Here is a 24,046-nt window from a genome sequence, read left to right on the forward strand (position 1 = left end):
CGTGCCAGCGGGCGGTTCCACAACCGTGGCACAGCTGGGGTGCTTGACGCTGACCGGCAAACTCGGGAGCCTTGAGCCCTGGTTTGGCCCAGCGGGTGGGGGCAACCGTAAAACATCATGAACGGCGGAAGGCCATGAACGAAACGTCATTGATCTACATTCACGGCTTCAACAGCTCGCCTCAATCTCATAAAGCGGGGCTGTTACGTCAGGTGTTCGAGGCCGCCGGCGCCGGGCATCGCCTGCATATTCCGATCCTGGAGCCGCAGCCCAAGCGGGCCATGGCCGCGCTGGAAACGGAAATCGCCGGTGCCGGTCCGGTGGCCCTGCTGGGGTCATCCCTCGGCGGTTTCTACGCCACCTGGCTGGCGGAGCACCACGATTTGCCCGCGGTACTGGTGAATCCGGCGGTTCGGCCCTGGGCACTACTGGACAAATACACAGGTATCAATCATAACTACCACACCAACCAGGCCTATGATTTCGATCCGGCCTGGCTCGATGAACTCAAACGCTACGAGGTGCCGGAGGTCAGCAAGCCCGAGCGCATGCTGCTGCTGACGCAAACCGGGGATGAGTCCCTGGATTGGACCGACGGCTGGGAATACTATGCCGACTGCCACCGCTACTGCGGGCTGGGCGGCAGCCACGGGTTCGATGACTTCGATGCCTTTATTCCGTTAGTGTTGCGCTTTTGTGGAATAGAGTTAAAGCACGCCTGACGCTCGACGCCGAACGCTGGATGCCGAACACCAAACCCCGGGACCACCAAAGCATGCGTCTTGGCCGTAACGTGCAGGGTACCCCGCAATGGCTTCGGCCAAGGCATGTAAAAGCGTCCGGCGTCTGGCGTTTGGCCTCAGGCGTTTGTTTAGGAAATCTATGACCAACACCTATACCTCAGAGAATATCGAGGTCCTTTCGGGCCTGGAGCCGGTGCGCAAGCGCCCCGGCATGTACACCGACACCACCCGTCCCAATCACCTGATCCAGGAAGTGGTGGACAACTCCGTCGACGAAGCCCTGGCCGGGCACGCGCGCAGTATCCGCGTCACCTTGCTCAAGGACGGCGGAGTGGAAGTGGAGGACGACGGCCGCGGCATGCCGGTGGATCTGCATCCGGTGCAGAAGAAGCCCGGCGTTGAAGTGATCCTTTCCACGCTGCACGCCGGTGGCAAGTTCTCCAACAACAACTACCAGTTTTCCGGCGGTTTGCACGGCGTTGGGGTTTCGGTGGTGAACGCGTTGTCCCGCAAGTTGGAGGTCCTGGTCAAACGGGATGGCCAGCTGCACCACATCAGCTTCGCCGGCGGCGAGAAGACCAGCGACCTGGAAGTGGTCGATACCGTCGGTAAGCGCAATACCGGGACGCTGCTGCGGTTCTGGCCGGACGAGAGCTACTTCGATTCTCCCAAGGTTTCCGTGGCCCGCCTGCGTCACTTATTGCGCGCCAAGGCGGTGCTGTGCCCGGGGCTGGCGGTGACCCTGGAAAACCAGGCCACCGGCGAGACCGAGAACTGGCGGTTCAGTGACGGCCTGGTGGAGTATCTGCTGGAAGGGACCCGGGGTTGGGAACGGGTACCGGCGGAGCCCTTCGATGGCGCCATGAAAGGCGACACTGAAGCAGTGGACTGGGCGGTGCTGTGGCTGCCGGAAGGCGGCGAGCTGATCACCGAGTCCTACGTGAATCTGATCCCCACGCCCCAGGGCGGTACTCACGTGAACGGGTTGCGTTCCGGTTTGCTGGACGCGCTGCGCGAATTCTGTGAATTCCGCAATTTATTGCCCCGTGGCGTGAAACTGACCCCGGAGGACATCTGGGACCGGGCCTGCTACGTCCTCAGCGTCAAAATGCAGGACCCGCAGTTCGCCGGCCAGACCAAGGAGCGGCTCAGCTCCCGGCAAACCGCCAGTTTCGTCTCCGGGGTGGTCAAGGATGCGTTCTCGCTGTGGCTCAACCAGCACACCTCCGAGGCGGAGCAGTTGGCGGAGTTGTGCATCAGCAACGCCCAGAAGCGTCTGCGCGCGGCCAAAAAAGTCACCCGTAAGAAAGTCACCAGCGGGCCGGCGCTGCCTGGCAAGCTGGCCGATTGCACCAGCGATGACCCGGCGCAAACCGAGATTTTCCTGGTGGAAGGGGATTCCGCTGGCGGTTCCGCCAAGCAGGCCCGTGACCGGGTTTACCAGGCGATCATGCCGTTGCGCGGCAAGATCCTGAACACCTGGGAAGTGGATCCGGCGGAAGTGCTGGGCAGCCAGGAGATTCACGATATCGCCGTGGCCCTGGGCATCGAGCCGGGCGCCGATGATCTGTCCGGTCTGCGTTACGGCAAGATCTGCATCCTCGCCGATGCCGATTCCGACGGCCTGCACATCGCCACCTTGCTGTGCGCGCTGTTCCTGCGTCATTTCCCGGCGCTGGTGCGCGAAGGGCACGTGTTCGTGGCGATGCCGCCGCTGTACCGCATCGACATCGGCAAGGACGTCTATTACGCCCTGGACAAAGAAGAGCGGGAAGGCGTGCTGGATCGCATCAAGGCCGAGAAAAAGCGCGGCAAGGTCAGCGTGACCCGCTTCAAGGGCCTCGGTGAGATGAATCCAATGCAACTGCGGGAAACCACCATGGCCCGGGATACCCGCCGCCTGGTGCGATTGACCATGACCAGCGACGACGACACCCATCAGCTCATGGACATGCTGCTCAGCAAGAAGCGCGCGTCCGACCGCAAGAGCTGGCTGGAAGAAAAGGGCAACCTGGCGGAAGTATAAAGACGCCTACACGCAACACGCTTCACGCTTGCACGCGAAAAGATATTTTTTGCATGTTGGGGAAGGCGGGTTGGCCTGGCGTTTTCTGGATTTTTAAGAATTGTAGATAGAGGTTGGTGCCTGGCAGCAATGGTTACAGATCGCGATATGCCCAAGCGTGTTGCGTGTTGCGTGTTAGCGTGCAAGCCCACGAGTGAAGCGAATCATTATGGCCGACGATTTCGAGAGTTTCTCCCTCCGGGACTACACCGAAAAAGCGTACCTGGATTATTCCATGTACGTGATTCTGGACCGGGCCTTGCCGCACATCGGCGATGGTCTGAAACCGGTGCAGCGCCGCATTGTCTATGCGATGAGCGAGCTGGGACTGAAGAACACCGCCAAGTACAAAAAGTCCGCCCGTACCGTGGGCGACGTGCTGGGTAAGTACCACCCCCATGGCGACAGCGCCTGTTACGAAGCCATGGTGTTGATGGCGCAGCCGTTCAGTTACCGCTATCCCCTGGTGGACGGGCAGGGCAACTGGGGCAGTCCGGATGACCCCAAATCGTTCGCCGCCATGCGTTACACCGAGTCGAAGCTGGCACCCTATGCCGAGACGCTGCTGGCGGAACTGGGCCAGGGCACGGTGGAATGGGTGCCCAATTTCGACGGCACCATGGACGAACCAAAACTGCTGCCGGCGCGTCTGCCCAATGTCTTGCTGAACGGCACCACCGGCATCGCCGTGGGCATGAGCACGGATATCCCGCCGCATAACCTGCGTGAAGTGGCCCAGGCCTGTATCCACCTGCTCAAGGACCCCGGCGCCTCGCTGGATGATCTGATGGAATACATCCAAGGGCCGGACTTCCCCACCGAAGGGGAAATCATCACCTCCCGCAACGACATCATCCGCATGTACTCGGAAGGCCGGGGAACGCTCAAGCAGCGCGCGGTTTACGACCGGGAAGAGGGGGATATCGTGGTCACCGCGCTGCCTTATCAGGTCTCCGGCGCCAAGGTGCTGGAACAGATCGCTGATCAGATGCAGAAGAAAAAACTGCCCATGGTCAGTGATTTGCGCGATGAGTCCGACCATGAAAACCCCACCCGCCTGGTGATCACGCCGCGCTCCAACCGGGTGGACGTGGAACAGCTGATGGCGCACCTGTTCGCCACCACCGATCTGGAGAAGAATTACCGGGTCAATCTGAACATGATCGGCATCGACGGGCGGCCGCAGGTGAAGAGCCTGGACGTGATTCTCAACGAGTGGCTGCAATTCCGCATGGTCACCGTGCGCCGCCGTCTGCAGCATCGACTCGACAAGGTACTCGATCGCCTGCACATCCTGGAAGGTTTGTTGATCGCCTTCCTTAATATTGATGAAGTGATCGAGATCATTCGTCGCGAGGACGCGCCCAAGCCAGTATTGATGGAGCGCTTCGGGCTTTCCGACAAACAGGCGGAAGCGATCCTGGAGTTGAAGCTGCGTCATTTGGCGAAGCTGGAAGAATTCAAGATCAAGGGCGAGCGAGACGACCTGTCCCAGGAGCGCGATAACCTGGAAGCGACCCTCGGTTCCATGGCCAAGATGAAGAAGCTGGTGGCCAAGGAGCTGGAAGAAGACATCGCCACCTATGGTGACGACCGCCGCTCCCCGCTGGTGGAGCGTGGCGAAGCCCGGGCCATGGACGAAGCGGATCTGCTGGGCTCGGACCCGGTCACCGTGGTGTTGTCCGAGAAAGGCTGGGTGCGTGCCGCCAAGGGCCACGATGTGGACGCGGAGGGGCTCAGCTATAAATCCGGTGACGGCTTCCTGGCCGCCGCCAAGGGCAAGTCCAACCAGCCGGTGTGTTTCCTCGACTCCACCGGCCGCAGCTACTCACTGCCGGCCCACACCCTGCCCAGCGCCCGCAGCCAGGGTGAGCCGCTGTCCGGGCGGGTTAATCCGCCTTCCGGTGCCCAGTTCGTGGCGGCGGTCATGGGTAAGGAGAAAGACGCGTTCCTGATGAGTACCGACGCCGGTTACGGTTTCGTGGTGCGTTACGGGGATCTGCTGGCCAACAAGAAAGCCGGCAAGACGGTGCTGACCGTGCCCAAAGGGGCCAGGGTGATGACGCCGAAGCCGATGCCGGCAATCGAGCAGGCGCTGATCGCGGTGGTGTCCAACGAAGGCCGGCTGTTGGTGTTCCCGGCGGCGGATCTGCCGGAGATGGCGCGTGGCAAGGGCAACAAGATGGTCTCCATTCCGTCCGCGCGGGTGGCGGACCGGGTGGAGTTCGTGCAGGACATCCAGGTGCTTGGCCCCGAGGATGCGCTGGTGGTGCGTGCCGGCAAGCGTCATCTGAAACTCAAACCCTCGGATCTGGAGCACTACATGGGAGAGCGGGGACGGCGTGGCGCCAAGCTGCCACGCGGTTTCCAGAATGTGGACGCCATGGATGTGGAGTCCCGCGACTGAGCCAGGGGGGCGCCCGGATCGCCGCTTTTGGTTATGATCCGGGCGTTAAGTGAAAAGGAGTTGCCGCGTCATGCGTGCCATGTTGACCGGTGTTACCACCGCACTGTTGTTGCTGCTGAACACGCTGATTCTGATCGGGCCGATGATGGTGATCGCCCTGCTCAAGCTGATTCTGCCGGGCAAGGCCCTGCGTAACCGCTGTTCCCGCGGTGTCATGTGGGTCGCGGAGACCTGGGCGGCCATCTGCAAGGGGATCTTCAACGTAATGACGCCGACCCGCTGGGAGGTGCGCGGCGCCGAGGGGCTGCGCCGGGACACCTCCTATCTGGTGGTCAGCAATCATCAATCCTGGGTGGATATTCCGGCGTTGGTTCAGGTGCTCAACGGCCGGGTGCCGTACTTCAAGTTCTTCCTCAAGAAAGAGCTGATCTGGGTGCCGTTCCTCGGTCTGGCGTTCTGGGCGCTGGATTACCCCTTCATGAAACGCTACACCAAGAGCTATCTGAAAAAGCACCCGGAATTGCTCGGCAAGGATCTGGAGATCACCAAGGCTGCCTGCGAAAAGTTCAAGGACATGCCGGTGACCGTGGTCAACTACCTGGAAGGTACCCGCCGCACGCCGGAGAAGCAGGCCCGGCAGAATTCCCCGTTCAAGCATCTGCTCAAGCCCAAGGCCGGCGGTGTTGCCTTTGTACTGGCGGCGTTGGGAGACAGCCTGGACGCCTTGCTGGACGTCACCATCGTTTACCCGGACGACACGCCGCCGGGATTCTGGGCCTTGATCAGCGGCCAGGTTGAGCGGGTGATCGTGGACCTGCGCATGCGTGAGCTGGATCCGGCCCTGTGGCGGGGGGACTACGAGAACGACCCCAAATTCCGGACCGTGATCCAGCGCTGGGTCAACGACTTGTGGCGGGAGAAAGACGCGCTGATCGATGCACTGGCGGAGCAGAATCGCAGCGTTGGCGCCGAAACCCGGGAGCTGTCCTGAGAAAAGCGGCGTTACTGCGCTCCGTGGACCGGTGCCGTCTCACCATTCGCTGCTAAAGCAGCTTCCCACTGCGACTCTTTAGCCACTGTGGGAAGCTGGCTTGCCAGCAAATACGGCGTGTTGCGTGTAAGCGTGTCTCCCCAACCGTGGGACAGCACTGACCCTAAAAACGCAGTGTCGCCGCCAGATAAGGCCCGCCGATCTCCAGGTCGGTATCCACGCCGCTGATGTCATCCAGTTCCACTTCCAATCGGCTGTAGCCGGCTTCCACACCAAGCAGGAAGTCGGACTGCCAGCCCACCCGGGCGGTATAGTCGCGCATGTCACTGCCATCGTAGGTAATCGCGTTGACCTCCCCGCCCACATACAAACCAGTGAGTGGCAGATTGACGCGGGCCGCCAGGTAGCCCATGGGGAAGGTCTTGTTGGCGCTTTCCGAAGCGCTGCGGCCAAGGCCGCTCACTTTAAAGTCGGCTTCCATGCGGCGTACCGTCACCCCGAGATCCAGCTTCACCACGTTATTCAGCGGGCTCCAGTAAAGGGTGCCGTCGAGCATCTCCAGATCCAGGTCGCCGCTGACCTCCTCGCCAGCCAGAAAGTCCTGGCCGTTGAAGGAGATGCCACGGCCCAGGGTATGGCTGCCGCCCTCGGAGAATTCCATATGCCGGATGCGCGCATTGGGGATCAGGGGAATGGCGTGCTCCACGCCCACGAACAGCACGTTCTCGCGGCTGTCGTCCAGCCCCAGATCGTGTTCCACATCAATGTTGCCGCCGCCGGAGGCGATGTCACCGCTGATTTCCGCGTCCCAGGTGTAGGCGCCGAAATAAGCGTCCACCAGCGGGGCGGCCTGAGCCAGGGGTGTCGCGCCCAGTACCAGGGCGCCAAGCATCAATCGTTTCATAATCAGGGTATCCTTGTTGCATGTGAGGGCTGCGTTTGAGGCGCAGTATTGCATCGCCTTCGCCGCGGACCAACCCCGGAAAAGCCGCCGCGCCGATGGCCCCGGGCGCCCTTCACGGCTATCCTAGTGGGTTCGGACAGACCGGGAACAGAACCATGGCCAATTCCCTGCAACAGCAGTTAATGAAAGCCGGGCTGGCGGATAAGAAGGCCGCCCGCCGGGCCAAGCAGCAAAAACGTGAGGACGCCAACCGTGCCCGCCGCGATGGGGGTGATGAAGACGCCGCGGAGCGTGCCCGCCGCCAGCGCCAGGAGCAGGCCGAACGGGACCGCCAATTGGAGGTTCAGCGCCAGGCCGAGCGCGAGGAAAAGGAAAAACGGGCACAGTTACGGCAGCTGATCGAAACCCACCGTCTGCCCCGCGAGCAGGGCGAAGTGGGGTTCCGGTTCGTGCAGGAACGCAAGGTGAAAACCGCCTATGTAACCGCTGCCCAGCAAGCCCAGCTGGCCAATGGCCGGCTGGCCCTGGTGGCGCTGGGTGAAGGCTATGAGCTGGTGCCCGCCGAGGTGGTGGACAAGATCCGGGAACGGGATGAGGGCGTCGTCCTGGTGTGCAATGCCCCGTCCACGAAGAAGCAGGACGAGGACGATCCCTATGCCGGCTACGAGGTGCCCGACGATCTGATGTGGTAGATCCCGGGCATCGGCGAGGCGGCCAGGGCAAGGCCGCCTGAAACGCGGTTTATTACACTGCTTAATAAAATGGACTATAACAACGAGAAGCCGAGATGGGATTTCCCAATGTGCTTTATGTCTGGGACGACCGCTTTTTATACCTGACCGAGGGGATTGCTTCCGGTTATACCCAGCGTCATACCGTTACCTTGCTGCTGTCATTGAATGACCAGCCCTTCACGCTGTGTGAATCGGACGGCGCCGTGCAGCCCTATCATGCTGCTTTGGTGGGCAAACAGGTGACCCGGTCGCTGGATGCCGGCTCGGTGCCCTTGCTGTCGCTGAATTTCGACCCGCAGAGTTATGAATATCATGCGCTTTCCGCCTTCCTGGGGGAGGAAGGGGTCAAGGCGGTGACCCTGGATGACGAGGCCTTGCCATCGGACTGGGTGCGTCGCTGTACCTGTGAGGCTTTCGAGGACGCGGCGTTTTTCCGGCTCACCACGCAGTTGCCACGCGCCATCATCGGATACCAACCGATTCGTATGCCCATCGACATGCGCGTCATGCACATCGCCCAGAAGATCAAAAAGGAATTGCCGCTGACCAGTACGGTGGCGGAGCTGGGGGAAGAAGTCGGGTTGTCCCAGGACCGGCTGACCCATCTGTTTTCCGAATCTCTTGGTATTTCCATAAAAAGCTATTTGTTATGGGCGAGGATGCGCCGGGCGGTGGAGTGCATTGCCCGTGGCGACACCCTGGTCAGCGTGGCCCATGATGTGGGCTTCTCCGATTCGGCTCACCTTACCCGAACATTGAAGGCGTTTTTTGGGCTGACGCCGTCGTTTCTGGCGCGGGGCATGCGCCTGCATATGAAATAGCCGCTGCGTTCAAGCCTACCTGCCGGTACGTCCCTAGACTCCGTTATTCAATAACGCTGTCTTAATAACAAGAATGGGAGTGCTGTAATGCCTTTTCCTGACCTTTATCGTCGCTACAGGGGCAGTTTGTCTGCCGCTTGCGTGTTATCCGTCGCGGTCGCCTTGAGCGGCTGTGGCAGTGATTCCTCTTCCAATCGGTCCTCGATTTCCTACAACGCCACCATCGAGCGCACCACCCAGGGTATCCCTCATATCAGTGCTGACGACTATCGTGGCCTTGGGTATGGCCACGGCTATGCCATTGCCGAGGATAACCTGTGTGTACTGGCGGACGCCTATGTGACCTTCCGTGGGGAACGGTCACGGTATTTCGGCGCGGATGACCCGGCGGCGGTCACGGGGACGTTCGGGACGCCGTCGAATCTGGAAGCGGATTTCTTCTTCCGTTTTGTCGTCAATGACCAGCAGGTCGAGGATTTCATGGCGGAGCAACCGCGGGAAATGCGCGATCTGTCCGATGGCTTCGCGGTGGGTTATAACCGCTATCTGAATGAAATCAAGGCCGGCCAGCATGTCGGTCGCCATGCTGATTGCCGTGACGCGGAATGGCTTGACGAAATCGATGAGAAGGCGGTGTTCCGCCGTCTGGTGGCACTGAATCTGGCGGCCAGTTCCGCCAACTGGGTCGAGGAAATCGTTGCGGCGGCGCCCCCTTCAGCGCCGGAGCAGCAGCGTCTGCGCGGTAATTTCAGTGACGGTGACGGCGAGATCGATTTGGATCCGGAGCGGTTCCAACTGGGGCGTGAATTCGGTATTGGTAGCAACACTTATGCCTTTGGCGGCGATTACACCGAGGATGGCCGGTCGCTGAATTTCGCCAATCCACACTGGTATCTTGAAGGCGTGGATCGCTTTTATCAGATGCACATGACCTTGCCGGGCAAACTCGATGTGGCCGGGGTGTCCATCATGGGCGCGCCCATGGTGCTGTTGGGCTTCAACAACAATGTGTCCTGGTCGCATACGGTGTCCACCGCGCGGCGGTTCACGCTTTATCGTCTCGCCTTGAAGGACGGCGACCCGACCACCTACATCAAGGATGGCGTGGAGCAGCCGCTGCAAGAGGAAACCATCACCGTTCAGGTGCTGCAGGAGGACGGTTCTCTGGCGCCGGTGTCCCGCACGCTGTATCGTTCCGAGTACGGTCCGATGATCAACCTGTCGTCGCTGCATCCGGCGCTGGCCTGGAGTACCAGCCAGGCGTTCACGCTGCGTGACGTGAACCTGGAGAACACTCGCTCGTTCAAGAACTTCTTCGCCTTCGGCCATGCCGGCTCGCTGGATGAGTTCGTCGCCGCCATCAAACAGTACGTCGGTATCCCCTGGGTGAATACCTCCGCTATCGGCCGTGACAACAGCAACGCACTGTATTCCGACGTCACCGCGGTTCCCAACGTCCCTGACAGCATGTTGGCGGGTTGCCTGGTGCCCACCCTGGGGCCGGTCATCATGCAGGCGGTACCAGGGCTGCCGCTGCTGGATGGCAGCCGTTCCGAATGCGACTGGAAAACCGATGGGGATTCCGCCGCGCCGGGGACCTTCGGTCCGGCCAATCTGCCGATGCTGCTGACCACGGATTACATCGCCAACATGAACGACAGCTACTGGCTGAGCAGCCCGGACCAGCCGCTGACCGGCTATGCCGGCATCATCGGCCAGGAAGACTATGAGCAAAGCCTGCGTACCCGTATGGGGCATATTCTGGTCGAGGATCCGGCACTCGGAAATGGTGGGCTTGGCACCGGTAATGCCAGCAGTGAAACCATCCGGGATCTGGTATTGAACAGTCGTAACCTGAGCGCCGAACTGTTGAAAGCGGATGTATTGCCGTTGGTTTGCCCGGGTGATACCGCCGATGAAGCTGAAGCCTGTACCGTACTGACTAACTGGGATAACACCGGCAACCTGGATGCGGCTGGTGCTCATATCTGGAGCGCGTTCTGGCTCAAGATCCGCAACCAGGATGAACTTTACGCCAATCCGTTCAACGCGGAAGATCCGATACACACACCGAATGGTCTGAATACCGGTAACGCGGATGTGGTTGCCGCCGTGGAAGCCGCTTTCTCCGAGGCCGTGCAGGAAGTGGTGGACTCCGGCGTGGCTCTGAACGCCAAGGTCCGTGACTGGCAGAAGTACGCCAAGACTGGCACCGACATTCCACAGTTCGGCGGTGAAGGCTATGAAGGCTACTTCACGGTGCTGCGCAACACTTACATGCACGTGGTGGACTTCCCGGAAGGCGAACCGGTGCGGGCTTACACCATGCTCACTCACGCGGTGACCACGGACCCGGCCAGCCCCTATTACAGCGAGGCCACCGAGGATTATTCCGAGAAAACATGGCTTGAGTTCCCGTTCACCGAGGAACAGATCAAGCAACAGAGCATCTCCATCACCGAATTGAGCCAGTAAAACGCGACGGCGCGGACGGATCGACCGTCCGCGCCTCGCTGCCTTTCACCAATCCTCCTGTAACCACGGTTCCAGCGCCGCCCGTATCGCCTGGCGGCCAGGCTCGTCCAGCGCCATCATTGGCGGCCGGCATTCCTCCGTGCACAACTCCAGCAAGGAACAGGCGTATTTCACGCCGGCCGGATTGGGGGCGAGGCTCAATGCCTGAATCAACGGAGTCAGTGCTTGTTGCAAGCGGGTCGCGGTGGCGAAGTCGTTGTCGCGGCAGGCGTCCTGCAATTGCCGGCTTGCGCGGGGCAGGATATTGGCGATAACGCTGATCACGCCCTGTCCCCCCATGGCGTTATAGGCCGCCGAAGTGCAGTCATCGCCGGAAAGCCAGATGAAGTCGTCGCCAATGAGGGCACGTTCCTGCGCCGGCCGGGCCAGGTCGCGGCAGGCATCCTTGACGCCGATCACCCGTTCCAGGACAGCCAGGCGTGCCATGGTTTCCGGTTGAATATCGACGATGGTGCGGGGAGGAATGTTGTAAATCAGGAGGGGGAGGTCGCTGTTGTCATGCAGGTATCGGAAATGGTGGTACAGCCCCTCCTGATTGGGCCGGTTATAGAATCCGGTGGCGCAGAGTGCCGCATCCGCGCCGCACTCCCGGGCGATGTTCACCCACTGCAACGCGGCTATGGGATCGTAGGACGTGGCGCCGGCGATGACCGGTAGCCGGCCCGCCACATATCGGCACACTTCCTCCAGCAGCTGTCCGTATTCCTGCTTTGACAAAGTGGGCGCCTCACCGGTGGTGCCGGCGATCACCAGGCCTTCGGTGCCGCCAGTCAGATGCAGATCGAGACAGCGCCGCAAAGCGGGGACGTCGATCCGGTAATCCTGAAAGGGAGTGATCAGCGCGACCAGGGAACCTTCAAACATATCGGAAATTCCTTGTGTTAAGGATCGGGGGCGCTGGCAGGCAATAAAAAACCCGGTCGCGCCATCCGCGACCGGGTTTTGTTTAAGATCTGACGTCAGTGGTGATTCAGACTTTTTCCATGCGGCACCCGGCCTGGACATCGGAGGTCCGTTTCTTGGCCTGGCGTTTATTGGAGAAAGTCGGGTGCATCGGTGTGAGTCTGAATTGACACTGTCGAGGCCCGACTTTAGCAGTGGCCGGAACGATCGGTCAATCGGGATTGCCGGCGTCGCGCGCTTCCCGATGGGGGCTTTGATAGACTTGGTCAATAATTTCGGATGGTGACGGGGCCGATCGGGAACCGCGGCAGGAGGAATTCGGCTTGGATGTATTGAATGAGCTGTCTCAGGCTCTGGACGGCGTGTTGATCCGTCTGCGTCGGGAGCTGCGCGACGGGTTGCGCCGCGAGGGCATACGCTTGCCGCCACCGGCGGTGCAGGTGCTGTTGCTGCTGCAACGGCGCGGGGCGATGGGGATGCGCGATGTGGCGGCGTGCTCCGGCAGGGACAAGGGCCAGTTGACCCGGTTGGTGACCGCCTTGGTGGAAGAGGGGTTGGTGGAACGCCAGGTCAATGACCTGGACCGCCGCGCCGCCAGGGTCTCGCTGACCGCCAAGGGTTTGAGCACGGCATCTCTTTGCGCCCGCATCGAACGGCGCGCGCTGCACCATCTCTGTGAGCCGTTGTCCGCTTCCGATCAGGCCTCCCTGACGCGGCTGCTGCGTCGCTGTCTGCAGGAAGATGAAGGTTGAAGGCCATGCCGGCGGGGCCAAACCGATGGGGATGGCTTGTTGACCTTCGTGGCCTTGCTTACCCTTTAATCCGTTATCGCGTCGGCGCTCCGAGATCGGGGGCGGGACGAAAGTAGTGTGAACAGGTCCTAAGGAGCGTCCAGGTGTCATCCGGAATCATCAAAAGCAATGGTATGGAGCTGTACTACGACGCCCGCGGGCCCGAGGACGGCGAGCCGATCCTGTTCATCATGGGGTTGTCCGCCCAGTGGGTGTTCTGGCCGGAGGCGCTGCTGAATGATCTGGCGCGACGCGGTTACCGGGTGATCGCTTTTGATAACCGGGACGCGGGGATGTCCACCGCCATTCGCGCGCCGATCCGGCAGGGGCCGGTGGGCGCTATGGCGCGTTATATGCTGGGGATGCCGGTGGCGGCGCCGTACACGCTGGTGGATATGGTGGCGGATACCGTCGGCCTGCTGGATGCTCTCGGCATTGCCAGGGCGCATTTGGTGGGCGCTTCCATGGGCGGCATGATCGCGCAGCTGACCGCGGCGACCCGGAGTGACCGGGTGCTCAGCCTCACCTCGATCATGTCCAGCAATAACAGCCCGTTTCTGCCGCCACCGAAGCCGGCGGCGTTGAAGACCCTGGTGGCGCCGAAAGTGAAAGTGGAAACCCTGGACCAGTATCTGGCGTTTGGCCGTGACATGATGAGCAGGATCGGCGGCACCCTGCCGCAGGATCAGCAGGACCTGGAGCGGGCGTTTCGGCAGAGTTGGGAACGTGGCTTGAATCCGCGCGGCATCCGTAATCAATTCATGGCCATTCTCGCCACCGGCAGCCTCAACCGGTATTTGCGCCGGGTCCAATGCCCGGCGCAAATCATTCATGGGGGCAGTGATCCGCTGATCCGCCCCGCCGGCGGCAAGGCCTCGGCCAAGGCGATTCCCGGTGCCCGACTGGCGATTCTGGAAGGGATGGGCCATGACCTGCCACCCGCCGTGTTGCCGCGTGTCGGAGAACTGATTGCCGCCACCGCGCGCCGCGCCGGGGCATCACGCCCGCTGGGTGGGGAAGGTGAGCACCTGGCGGATGTCGCGGTATCCGTGGATGGCCATCAATAGCCGTTCCACCCCCATGGCCACGCCACTGCAGGGGGGCAGGCCGGCTTGCAGCGCGGCCAGAAGATGCGGGTCCGGTGCCATGGCGTGGTCACCGTGTCCGGCACGCTGTTGGTTGTCGGCGGCGAAGCGCCGGGCCTGCTCGCCGGCGTCGGTCAATTCCTGATAGCCGTTGGCCAGCTCCAGGCCGCCGTGGTAAATCTCGAAGCGCCGTGCCACCGGCACGCCGTCCTCATCCTCCCGCACCTGAGCCAGCGCCGCCGCCCAGGCGGGGAAGTCGGTGACCACGGTGAGGGTGGCCGGATCCAGGGCGGTTTCCACTTGTGTCGCCATCAGGAAGTCCGCTGACTGGCCGTGATCCAGACCCTGCGGCGCGCCGGCCTCGACGGCGGCGGTCACCAGCGCCGCTGGCGGACAGGTCAGTGGATCCAGCCCGGTCACTTCGGCGAACAGGTGCCGGAACGGGCGGATGGTGTGGGGACAGCGGAGCCACTGGCCTAACAGCGCAAGGCACTCGTCGATCAATTGTTCCAGAGAGAAACCGGGCCGATACCACTCCAGCATGGTGAATTCCGGATTGTGGCGGGGGCCGGCCTCACCGTGACGGAACACCCGGGACAACTGGTAGATCGGGCCGCTGCCGGCGGCCAGCAGCCGCTTCATGTGGTACTCCGGCGAGCTCTGCAGCCAGCCGTAGCCGGGCACTTCGATGCAATGGATGTGCGGGTCGGTGACGCCGTGAGTGGCCAGGGCGGGGGTTTCCACCTCCAGCACGCCACGGTCGGCAAAAAAAGCGCGTACCGTGCTCAACAGCTCGGCGCGCGCTTTCATGGCCTCCAGGGAGGCGGCGGGCTGCCAGATCCGGGATGACATGGTTATCCGGCGTCAGGACACGGCCAGGCGATGCTCAGCCTTTGATCCGACCGACGTATTCGCCGGTGCGGGTGTCCACCTTGACCACCTCGCCCACCTGCACGAACAGCGGCACCCGGACCACCGCGCCGGTGGTGAGGGTGGCGGGTTTGCCGCCGGTGCCGGCGGTGTCGCCTTTCAGGCCGGGATCGGTTTCCACGATCTCCAACTCGACGAAGTTGGGCGCGGACACCGACAGCGGTTCACCGTTGTAGAGGGTGATTTCGCACAGGTCCTCTTCCTTCAGCCACTGCTTGGCGTCGCCCACGGCGGCGGCATCGGCGGCTTTTTGCTCGAAGCTCTGCGGATCCATGAAGTGCCAGAACTCGCCATCGCTGTAGAGATACTGCATCTCCACGTCCATGACGTCGGCGCCTTCCAGGCTGTCCCCGGACTTGAAGGTCCGTTCCCAGACCTTACCGCTTTTCAGGTTGCGCAGTTTGACCCGGTTGAATGCCTGGCCCTTGCCGGGCTTGACGAACTCGTTCTCGATGATGGAACAGGGGTCCCCATCAAGCATCACTTTCAAGCCGGACTTGAATTCACTGGTAGAATAGTTGGCCATAAACCCTTTCCGTTGATTCAGGAATCTTTCGATGGCGTTACAAAGGTTGGCCATGATAACGCAGGAGGCCGACGGTTGGCAGGTGCCGGAGTGGCGCCGGCAGCAAGCGGATCTGGTCACTGATCTGGACCGCCTCTGCGAACTGCTGGAACTGGACCGTGCCGAACTGGCCGCCGGGGCCGATCCGGACAGTGATTTTCCCCTGCGCGTGCCACGGGCCTATCTGGACCGGATCGAAAAGGGCAATCCCGAGGATCCGCTGCTGAGGCAAGTGCTCGCGCACCGCGATGAACGCCGCGAGGTGCCGGGCTACGGGCCGGATCCGCTGGATGAAAGCGTGCATACACCGGTACCGGGGGTGCTGCACAAGTACCACGGGCGCGCCTTGCTGGTGGTGACCGGCGCCTGCGCGGTGCACTGCCGCTATTGTTTCCGCCGTCATTTTCCCTATCAGACCCATCTCAGCGGCGGACGCTGGCGGGCGGCGCTGGACTGGCTGGCGCGGCGTGAGGATATTCAGGAAGTGATTCTCAGCGGCGGTGACCCGCTGACCTTGAGTAACGACCGGTTGCGGCGGTTGCTGGATGAACTGGCGGCTTTGCCGCATCTGCGCCGGCTGCGCGTGCACACGCGCACGCCGGTGGTGCTGCCGGCCCGGCTGGATCAGGAACTGATCGAATTGCTGGCCCGGCCGCGTTGGCGTACCACGGTGGTGTTTCATGCCAATCATGCCCGGGAGATCTCTCCAGAACTGGCGGTGGCCTGTGCCGATCTTGGCGCGGCGGGGGTCACCCTGCTGAACCAGTCGGTGTTGCTGGCCGGGGTGAACGACGACAGCGATGCCCTGGTGGACTTGTCCGAGGCCTTGCACGAGGCGCGGGTGCTGCCCTATTACCTGCACCAGCTGGACGCGGTGGCCGGCGCCGCGCATTTCGCCGTGGACGACCGGCGGGCCCTGGCGCTGGTGCGGGAAATGCGTGGGCGCTTGCCTGGTTTTCTGGTGCCGCGGCTGGCGCGGGAGGAGCCCGGGGAGGACGCCAAGACGGTATTGGCGGGGTGAGTCCAGTACGCATACACGCAACACGCCAGCACGCTAAACCCAAAGACGATGAAAACGTCATGCCGGGCGGGTTGTGCCACAACGGTGGGGCGGCATTAATCCAGGCGCCGTGGCGAGTTTTACATTTTCTTTTTATTCAATTAAATTCTGTGATGTGAGTCACAAATAATTGTTGGGTTACGCCGTAAAGCTCGAATCAAGAGGCCCTGAATCAAGGGCCTCGAATTGTTGGGGAAGCACCGTCATGGATGAGGTCATCTGGACCATACCGGCCGAGGAACGCGCGCCGGACCTGGATCGCTTGCCGTTCGCCAATCACCGCCCCCGCCGTCTGGCCGCCTGGCTGGCGAAGTTACCCATGGAGGACCCGCTGGAAAGCGTGGAGCTTTTGGCCGCGGTGCTCTCTGATCTTTGCCGCCTGCGGGCGGAGTCCCCCTTGCGGATGACCCTGCTGGAATTGTGCCGGCCACGAGTCCGGCAATGCCGTCAGGCTCTGGACGGTGACTTACTCAATTTACCGTTGTCTCCGCGCGGCACCGATTTGGAAGTGTTGTATCTGGGGGTACGCCTGCATGATCGCCTGGCGCTGGGGTATCAGGGCGTGGCACGTTCGGTGTTGGCGGGGCGTGGGTTGCCATCGCGTCAGGCCGCGGCCGTGGCGCTGCAACGGACCCTGGAGCAACTGGGGCACGGTCTGTTGCTGTATTTGCTGCTGCACCGTCCCCCGGAGCCGGGATTGTGGCGGCGTCTGCACCGGCTCTACGCGGTAGCCGAGCACCAAGAGCTGGAGGCCATGGCGGTGGATGACGTGGACTGGCCGGGGCGGGAAACCACGGTGGCGGTGACCTACGGCCGTCTGGTGCTGCTGGCCAGCGCTCAACCGGGGGCCTTGTCGCGACCCGCCGTGCTGGCGTTGTATCGGGCGGCCGCGCAATGGGCGCGCTGGCTGACCCTGGAGCCGCTGGAAGGACGGGCCTTGTTCCGGGTGGAGCTGGATTCCGACCGGCCGCCTTCCCGCGCCGATTCCGGTGGCGGCTTCAACACGCGTTATTTCGACCCCCGGCCGCTGGCGGCGGCGCTGACCCGGCGCGGCGGTGACGAAGCGCGGCGTTTGCACGACCATTTGCGCTGGGCCTGGGAACCGGGGCCGGTGTCCAGACCCTCCGCGCAGGATTGCGGTTGATCCTTTTTCACACGATCGAAGGATCGTTTTGGAGAACCCGAAAGGGTCAGGCACAATAGTTCATCTACGAATAATGGATGAGTGAATGCGCCGATGAGTTACGCTCTCGATACCCTTCGCCTGCTGATCGCGCACGATTCCCAGGACGACGCGGAACAACTGATGAACGCCCTGCGCAATGCCGGGCGTGCTACCCGGGCCCATCTGGCCCTGAACGATGAAGATCTGGCCCAGGCCCTGAAGGGCGGCACCTGGGAGTTGATGCTGTGCCGGCCCCGTTTTGGCGACGGCAGCTTTGAGCGGGCGCTGGAGCACATCAATCGCCTGGGGCGGGCCTTGCCGGTGGTGCTGCTGTGCGATGACTACTCGGCGGACCGGGTGCGTACCGCCATGATGGCGGGCGCCCGGGCGGTGGTGCCGGTGGACGATCGCGAACTGCTGATGTTGATGGTGGACCGGATGATCGAGTTCCTGCGTCTGCGCCGGGAATTGCAACACTCGGAGATCATTCGCCACGAGGCGGAAAAGCGGCTGGCGTTGCTGATGGACCAGAGCCGGGACGCCATTGCCTATGTCCTCGACGGCATGCATATTCACGCCAATGACAACTATGTCTCGATGTTCGGCTATCAGAGCGCGGACGATCTGGCCGGCGTGCCGATCATGGATCTGATCTCCGCCAGCGACCACGCCCGTCTGAAGCAGTTGCTGCGTGGCCGCGCCGCCGACGCCAGTCAGACCGACGAACTGCAATGCCGGGGGCTGCGTACCGACGGCGAGGAGTTCGACGCGACCTTCGTGTTCTCCCCCAGTACCTATGACGGCGAGACCTGTACCCAGATCGTGATTCGCGTCAGCGAGGTGGATGAAAACGCGATTCAGGCGCGGTTGGATGAGATCGTGCAGACCGACCAGGTCACCGGCTTGTACAGCCGTTCCTGGTTCATGGAGCAGTTGGACCAGGCGGTGGCGGAGGCGGTCCGCCAGGGGCAACTGGCGGCGGTGCTGTATTTGCGGGTGGATGACTTCGAGCAGCACCAATCCGCTCTGGGCGTGGAGAACGCGGATCAGGTGTTGCGGGCGGTGGCGGACTGGCTGCGCCGGCATTGCGCCGACGCCAAGCTGGCGCGCATGGATGGTGAGGACTTTGCCGTGCTGCGGCCGGTCAACGACATCGATGAGGCGCGTGCCATGGCGGAGTCGCTGTGCACCGGCATCGCCGGACTGATGCCGGAAGTGGCTTCCCGTACCGTTCATATCAGTGCCAGTGTCGGGCTGGCTTTCGCCCGCGAGGATGCCCGCAGCAGTCACTCGATCCTGACACTGGCCTTGAAATGCTGCCATCAGGCCCAGCGCGAAAACGGCGGCAAGGGTAACGCGGTGAAGGTGCACGATCCCATGGACGACGTCGCTTCCGGGTCTCGGGAGGCGATCGTGCTGAGTCTGCGCGAAGCGTTGGAGCACAACGGGTTCCAACTGCGCTATCAACCTCTGATGAACCTGAACGATGATCGTGAGCAGCTGTTCGAGGTGTTCGTGCAGATGCCGCAACGCCAGGGGGAGCCTCTGGCCGCCGCCGAGTTCATGCCGGTGGCCGCGGAAATGGGCATGGCCGGACGGGTGGATCGTTGGATCATACTGAACGCCATGCGCGCCGCCGCGACACAATCGCGGGTACCGGGGCTGTTGATCAACCTCAGTGGCTTCTCGGTGGGCGAAGCCGGTTTGGTGGACTGGTTGGCCAAAGCCTTGCGCGCGGCGCGGTTACGCCCGGCCCAGGTGACCTTCCAGCTCACCGAGGGGGATGCGGTGAATCACTTGAAGCAGGCGGCGGCGTTTGGCCGGGACCTTCGCAAACTGGGCTGTGGTCTGTCGATCAGCCGGTTTGGTGGCAGTCTGGACCCGTTCAAATTGCTTGAGCATTTACCCGCCAGCATGGTCAAGTTCGAGGGGTCGTTCACCCAGGAACTGGGCAAACCGGAAAGCCGCGACCGTTTCGCCGATCTGGTCAAACGGGCCGGCGAGCAGGGGTGCCGCACGGTGGTCGGATTCGTTGAATCCGCCGCGCAGATGCAGGCGCTATGGACTCTGGGCGGGGTGGATTACCTGCAGGGTTACTACCTGCAGGCGCCCACGGAGGCGTTGCTGGTGACGGAAGCCGAGGAGGAGTGACGCGGTATTCGCTAGCAAGCCAGCTTCTCACAGGGGGCTACGAAGCGGCTGTGGGAAGCTGGCTTGCCGGCGAACAGTTTTGCGTCCAGGGCTGTTCTTCCAACTGTGGGGTATCAATGTCCACGGGCGATCAGCCCCGCCGCCCGGCCTGGTCGCGGGCGAATTGCCAGGCGATGCGTCCGGAGCGGGCGCCGCGGGTACGGGACCACAGCACCGCCTCGTCGCGCAACGCCGCCGCTTCCGCATCGTTGAAACCAAAATAGTGAAGCCACTGGTCCACGGCGTGCAGGTAATCGTCCTGGGTAAAAGGATAGAAACTCAGCCACAGGCCGAACCGCTCCGACAGCGACACCTTTTCCTCGGTGGTGTCACCGGGATGGATCTCGCCGTTTTCGCCAGGACGGGCCTCCAGGTTCTCGCTCATCTTCTCCGGCAGTAAATGACGGCGGTTGGACGTGGCATAAATCAGCATGTTGGCGGCGGCGCCGGTCAGCGAACCGTCCAGGGCGGTTTTCAGCGCCTTGTAACCGCCTTCTCCTTCCTCGAACGAGAGATCGTCGCAAAACAGAATGAAGCGTTCCGGGCGTTGGCGGATCAGGGCGACCACCTGGCGCAGGTCGGCGAGATCTTCCTTGTCGATTTCGATCAGACGCAGTCCTTCATCCTGGAAGGCTTGCAGGCAGGCCTTCACCAGTGATGACTTGCCGGTACCCCGGGCGCCAGTGAGAAGAACGTTGTTGGCGGGGCGGCCGGTGACGAATTGCCGCGTGTTGCGTTCGATCGCCTGTCGCTGGCGGTCGACGTTGCGCAGATCGTCGAAGCGGATCAACGCGGGATTCTCGATCGCAACCAGGCGGCCGCCGCCGAACGGCCCCTGACGGCGTTCCCAGCGATAGGCCGACGCCTCTTCGGGGAAGGACACCGGAGCGGTGCCGGTGGCGGTTTCCAGAGCGTTGGCGATGCGCTCGAGCTGGTGATGCAAAGCGGCCAGCAGCGCCTCGTTGGATGAGGGTGAATCCTGAGACATGATGACTCCGTCAATGGGGCTAGGATGAAACTCCTATGATGGCGCAACCTGATCTGGTGCGGTTACCTGAAAACCGCCTAATACTAGCGCGAATACGACAGACAAACCTCTCCGCCGGCGCTATTCTGAGCCGGTTCGACAATCGTGCGGAAGTAGCTAAGGAACAACATGTCGATCTGGAAACTACCCGCCGCCATGATCGTGGTGGCGCTGGTAACGGGCTGTGGCCCGTCCGATAATCCATCCGCGGATGCTTCGGCGGATGTGGCCTCCGATAACGCCGCCAGTGCGGATCAGGCCGGCTCTTCCGGCCGGAGCGCGCCGGTGCTGGATACCCGCACCGAGGTTTCCCTGCAAGAATCCCTGGGCCGGGTCCGCTCGTCACTGCCGGAAGAACGACGCATTGAGTTCGACCAGTCGGTGAAGCTTATTATGGATGTGGCCCCACAACGATTGCAGGGCATGACCGCCGAGCAGGTGCTGGCGGCCGGGCGCGAACTACACCAGCGGATTAACGGCGGCTGAGGATGGCTGATGCCGGTCCTGGGAGCGCTGGGCCCGCAGGTAGGCGGGCTCCTGCTGAGCCCGTTGCCAATAGGCGCTGACGCGTGGCGGAAAGTACTGGGACAGGTCGAGTCGCTGCGCCAGCAGCAGTGCATAGGCCACGGAAATATCGGCGGCGGTGAAGCGGCCGGCGCACAGCCAGTCGCGGTCGCTCAGAGCCCTCTCCACACCTTTCAAACGCGATAGAAACCAGCGCGTATAATCCTCCGCCACTCGCGGCAGTCGCCGTTCTTCCGGTTCCAGTTGGGTGTAGCGCAGTACCAGTGTCTGCGGGAAAGTCAGGGTGGCTTCGCCAAAGTACAACCCGTTGATCCAGGCGCCGTATTCGGGATGGTCCGCCGACAGTGCCAGTGACGAATCCGGTCCATAGCGGCTTACCAGATAATGAACAATGCCCGAGGATTCGGTCATGCGGGTGTCGCCGTCCACCAGCAGCGGAATGGTGCCCAGCGGGTTTTGCTGCAAGTAATCCGGGCATTCAACACGCGGCGGGAACGGCATCATGTTGAGTTGGTAGGGTAATTCAAGCGCTTCCAGGGCCCACAGGCAGCGGAACGAGCGGGCGTTGTGGCAGTGGTACAGTGTGATCATCGCGGGGGCTCCGTGATTTTATATTCGGCCAGCACTTCATCGGTGTGCTGACCCAGGTGTGGTGCCGGCCGGGCCGGTTGTGGCGCCCGCGCGCTGAAGCGAGTGGGCAGCGGCATTTCCACGTAATCCCCTTCGCTGGGGTGATGGCGGCGCTGGAACAGGCCGGTGGCCCACAAGTGCGGGTCTTGCAACACGCGGTCGAAGGCGCACACCGGCATGGCCGGAATCGACGACGCCCGGCACAGTGTCATCCACTCGGCGGTGGTTTTTTGCGGCGTGCGTTGCGCCATTTCCTTGTAAAGCAGGGAAATATTGGCGCGGCGCTCGGGCTGGCTGCTGAATTCCGGCCGTTCGGTGAGCTCGGGGCAGCCGAGCAGGTCGAGCAGCGTCAGCCAGCAATGATCGTTGTGGGGGACGATGCTGATGTGGCCGTCGGCGGTGGGAAAGGGATTGCGGTGCGGGTCCAGCTGTCGGAAGTAACCGGCGTCCTCGCTGGTGGGCGGCTCGAACGCGTGGCCGAACAAGTGTTCCTGGAACAGAAACTGGGTGAAGGCCTCGAACATGGGGATCTCCACCTGCTGGCCTTCGCCGCTGCGCAGCCGGTGCACCACCGCCGCCAGCACCGCCTGGCTGGCGTACAAGGCGCCCACCTTGTCGGCGATCACCGAAGGCACATAGCGGGGCTGGCCGCCATCGCCGTCGTAGCGGCCGACCAGATCGGTCATGCCGCTGGCGGCCTGGATCACGTCGTCGTAAGCCTGCAGGCCGGCATAGGGACCGCCGGAGCCGAAGCCGACACAGTGAGCGTAGATGATGTTCGGGCGCAGCGCCTTGACGCTGGGGTAGTCGAAACCGAGTCGGGCGATGGCATCGGCACGCACGTTGTGAATAAAAACATCGGCGTCACCCAGCAGGGCCGCCAGCGCCCGCCGGTCCCGTTCCTGTTTCAGATCCAGCACCACCGACCGCTTGCCGCGATTGGTGGTCACGAACGCCGGCCCCATGCCCGGTGTTTTCGCCGGATTGCCGGCGATGCGCATGAGGTCGCCGGCGGGCGCCTCGACCTTGATCACGTCGGCGCCGAGATCGGCCAGCATCTGGGTGCAATAAGGGCCGAAGATCATCGTTGTCATGTCGATGATGCGTATGCCCTCGAGCATGCTCTGGGACATCATGAATCTCCCGAAGAGTGGGCGATCAGCGGCCGCTCCAGACCGGTTCCCGTTTCTCGATGAACGCGCGCGGCCCTTCCTTGTAGTCCTCGGTGGTCACCAGATAATCGCGGGCCTTGTCGCCGGCGGCGATCAGGGCGGCCTCGTCCAGGTCGTGGGTAAGGCGGGCGATGACCAGGCTTTCCTGCACCGCGATCGGCGCGTTGGCGGCGATGGTTTCGGCCAGTTCCCGGGCGGTGTCGAGAACCCGATCCGCTTCTACCAGCCGGTTTACCAGGCCGAAGTCATAGGCGCGCTGGGCGTCCAGCGTGTTGCCGGTGGCGATCAGTTCCAGAGCGATGGCCCGGGGCAGATTACGGGGCAGGCGGTAAAGACCGCCGGCCAGCGCTACCAGCCCGCGTTTCACCTCCGGCAAACCGAACGCCACCCTGGGGGACGCCACGCGCAGGTCACAGGTCAGAGCGATTTCCAGGCCGCCGGCCAGGGCCAGACCATTGAGCGCGGCGATCCACACCTTGCGGCGTGGCGCATGCACAAATCCGGCGAAACCGCCTTCCCGGGTAACCAGCCGATGGGCGTTGCCGGCGGAGATTTCCTTGAGGTCGGCGCCGGCGCAGAACACCTTGTCGCCGCTGCCTTGCAGGATCACGGCACGGATGTCGTTGTCCGCTTCGGTGGCTTTGACCGCGGCTTCCAGCCCTTGGGCCACGTCACCGTTGACGGCGTTGCGGGCTTGCGGGCGATTGAGCGTGACCAGGGCAATGTGATCACCCAGGCGTTCCAGGGTTACGGCGTTATTGGTGTTATCCGTCATGTGTGTGTTTCTCATCCAGGTCTTGGGG

The 24,046-nt window shown here is 62.5% G+C and carries 21 protein-coding genes; 13 read left to right on the forward strand and 8 right to left on the reverse strand.

The features are described 5' to 3' along the window. The first annotated feature begins 134 nt into the window (after positions 1-134). The 4 genes from E0L37_RS10330 to E0L37_RS10345 all read left to right on the forward strand — a co-directional run bounded on the left by E0L37_RS10330 (position 135) and on the right by E0L37_RS10345 (position 6,206). Positions 135-722, forward strand: coding sequence for a YqiA/YcfP family alpha/beta fold hydrolase (locus E0L37_RS10330; RefSeq protein WP_133491663.1), 588 nt, complete (start codon positions 135-137; stop codon positions 720-722). Between the two features lie 160 nt (positions 723-882). Beyond that, complete coding sequence (gene parE / locus E0L37_RS10335) at positions 883-2,769, forward strand: DNA topoisomerase IV subunit B (protein ID WP_133491664.1); 1,887 nt, start codon at positions 883-885, stop codon at positions 2,767-2,769. Between the two features lie 208 nt (positions 2,770-2,977). After that, the gene (parC, locus tag E0L37_RS10340) at positions 2,978-5,215 is read left to right on the forward strand and encodes a DNA topoisomerase IV subunit A (RefSeq protein ID WP_133491773.1); all 2,238 of its coding nucleotides are present in this window, start codon (positions 2,978-2,980) and stop codon (positions 5,213-5,215) included. Between the two features lie 70 nt (positions 5,216-5,285). Then, positions 5,286-6,206: an acyltransferase gene (locus tag E0L37_RS10345; protein ID WP_133491665.1), complete on the forward strand. Its 921-nt coding sequence runs from the start codon at positions 5,286-5,288 to the stop codon at positions 6,204-6,206. A gap of 163 nt (positions 6,207-6,369) precedes the next feature. Here E0L37_RS10345 and E0L37_RS10350 read toward each other — a convergent pair whose 3' ends face one another. Beyond that, entirely contained in the window at positions 6,370-7,110 is a 741-nt protein-coding gene (locus E0L37_RS10350) for a TIGR04219 family outer membrane beta-barrel protein (protein WP_133491666.1), read from the reverse strand. Between the two features lie 155 nt (positions 7,111-7,265). Here E0L37_RS10350 and E0L37_RS10355 point away from each other — a divergent pair, with 155 nt between their 5' ends. From E0L37_RS10355 to E0L37_RS10365, 3 genes are all read left to right on the forward strand, one after another. Then, positions 7,266-7,802 carry a DUF2058 domain-containing protein gene (locus E0L37_RS10355; RefSeq protein WP_133491667.1) on the forward strand — a complete coding sequence of 179 codons (537 nt, stop codon included), beginning with the start codon at positions 7,266-7,268 and terminating at the stop codon, positions 7,800-7,802. 95 nt (positions 7,803-7,897) lie between these two features. Further along, complete coding sequence (locus tag E0L37_RS10360; protein WP_133491668.1) at positions 7,898-8,665, forward strand: helix-turn-helix transcriptional regulator; 768 nt, start codon at positions 7,898-7,900, stop codon at positions 8,663-8,665. An 87-nt stretch (positions 8,666-8,752) separates the two neighbouring features. After that, complete coding sequence (locus E0L37_RS10365; protein WP_133491669.1) at positions 8,753-11,140, forward strand: penicillin acylase family protein; 2,388 nt, start codon at positions 8,753-8,755, stop codon at positions 11,138-11,140. Between the two features lie 45 nt (positions 11,141-11,185). Here E0L37_RS10365 and dapA read toward each other — a convergent pair whose 3' ends face one another. Next, positions 11,186-12,064 carry a 4-hydroxy-tetrahydrodipicolinate synthase gene (gene dapA, locus E0L37_RS10370; protein ID WP_133491670.1) on the reverse strand — a complete coding sequence of 293 codons (879 nt, stop codon included), beginning with the start codon at positions 12,062-12,064 and terminating at the stop codon, positions 11,186-11,188. Between the two features lie 362 nt (positions 12,065-12,426). Between dapA and E0L37_RS10375 the strand changes: the two genes are divergently transcribed. Together E0L37_RS10375 and E0L37_RS10380 are read left to right on the forward strand one after the other, a co-directional pair. After that, positions 12,427-12,855 (forward strand): MarR family winged helix-turn-helix transcriptional regulator, encoded by a 429-nt coding sequence (locus E0L37_RS10375; protein ID WP_159660001.1) that lies wholly within the window; start codon positions 12,427-12,429, stop codon positions 12,853-12,855. A gap of 143 nt (positions 12,856-12,998) precedes the next feature. After that, complete coding sequence (locus E0L37_RS10380) at positions 12,999-13,961, forward strand: alpha/beta fold hydrolase (RefSeq protein WP_133491672.1); 963 nt, start codon at positions 12,999-13,001, stop codon at positions 13,959-13,961. Here E0L37_RS10380 and epmA read toward each other — a convergent pair. Beyond that, complete coding sequence (gene epmA, locus E0L37_RS10385; RefSeq protein ID WP_133491673.1) at positions 13,893-14,831, reverse strand: EF-P lysine aminoacylase EpmA; 939 nt, start codon at positions 14,829-14,831, stop codon at positions 13,893-13,895. The two genes, E0L37_RS10380 and epmA, sit on opposite strands and share 69 nt — an antisense overlap. A gap of 34 nt (positions 14,832-14,865) precedes the next feature. Further along, entirely contained in the window at positions 14,866-15,435 is a 570-nt protein-coding gene (gene efp, locus E0L37_RS10390) for an elongation factor P (protein ID WP_022993939.1), read from the reverse strand. A gap of 52 nt (positions 15,436-15,487) precedes the next feature. Here efp and epmB point away from each other — a divergent pair, with 52 nt between their 5' ends. The 3 genes from epmB to E0L37_RS10405 all read left to right on the forward strand — a co-directional run bounded on the left by epmB (position 15,488) and on the right by E0L37_RS10405 (position 19,850). Further along, entirely contained in the window at positions 15,488-16,495 is a 1,008-nt protein-coding gene (epmB, locus tag E0L37_RS10395) for an EF-P beta-lysylation protein EpmB (RefSeq protein WP_166643039.1), read from the forward strand. A 244-nt stretch (positions 16,496-16,739) separates the two neighbouring features. Continuing rightward, on the forward strand, positions 16,740-17,678 hold the full coding sequence (locus E0L37_RS10400; protein WP_133491675.1) for a hypothetical protein: 939 nt from the start codon (positions 16,740-16,742) through the stop codon (positions 17,676-17,678). 93 nt (positions 17,679-17,771) lie between these two features. Further along, on the forward strand, positions 17,772-19,850 hold the full coding sequence (locus E0L37_RS10405; RefSeq protein ID WP_133491676.1) for an EAL domain-containing protein: 2,079 nt from the start codon (positions 17,772-17,774) through the stop codon (positions 19,848-19,850). A gap of 130 nt (positions 19,851-19,980) precedes the next feature. On the opposite strand, the gene E0L37_RS10410 is transcribed toward E0L37_RS10405, so the two are convergent. Further along, positions 19,981-20,877, reverse strand: a complete 897-nt coding sequence (locus E0L37_RS10410; RefSeq protein WP_133491677.1) for an ATP-binding protein — start codon at positions 20,875-20,877, stop codon at positions 19,981-19,983. A 168-nt stretch (positions 20,878-21,045) separates the two neighbouring features. Here E0L37_RS10410 and E0L37_RS10415 point away from each other — a divergent pair, with 168 nt between their 5' ends. Further along, positions 21,046-21,402: a DUF6694 family lipoprotein gene (locus tag E0L37_RS10415; protein WP_133491678.1), complete on the forward strand. Its 357-nt coding sequence runs from the start codon at positions 21,046-21,048 to the stop codon at positions 21,400-21,402. Here E0L37_RS10415 and E0L37_RS10420 read toward each other — a convergent pair. The 3 genes from E0L37_RS10420 to E0L37_RS10430 are packed head-to-tail and all read right to left on the reverse strand — an operon-like array spanning position 21,376 to position 24,018. Continuing rightward, the gene (locus tag E0L37_RS10420) at positions 21,376-22,032 is read right to left on the reverse strand and encodes a glutathione S-transferase family protein (RefSeq protein ID WP_133491679.1); all 657 of its coding nucleotides are present in this window, start codon (positions 22,030-22,032) and stop codon (positions 21,376-21,378) included. The two genes, E0L37_RS10415 and E0L37_RS10420, sit on opposite strands and share 27 nt — an antisense overlap. Then, positions 22,029-23,207, reverse strand: coding sequence for a CaiB/BaiF CoA-transferase family protein (locus tag E0L37_RS10425; protein ID WP_240687454.1), 1,179 nt, complete (start codon positions 23,205-23,207; stop codon positions 22,029-22,031). The genes E0L37_RS10420 and E0L37_RS10425 overlap by 4 nt, the downstream gene beginning before the upstream one ends. Positions 23,208-23,229: 22 nt before the next feature. Then, positions 23,230-24,018 (reverse strand): enoyl-CoA hydratase-related protein, encoded by a 789-nt coding sequence (locus tag E0L37_RS10430; RefSeq protein WP_133491680.1) that lies wholly within the window; start codon positions 24,016-24,018, stop codon positions 23,230-23,232. Between the last annotated feature and the right edge of the window lie 28 nt (positions 24,019-24,046).

Origin of the sequence: Alcanivorax sp. 24 (assembly GCF_004360225.1) — a bacterium.
GTDB classification, from domain to species: Bacteria; Pseudomonadota; Gammaproteobacteria; order Pseudomonadales; family Alcanivoracaceae; genus Alloalcanivorax; species Alloalcanivorax xiamenensis.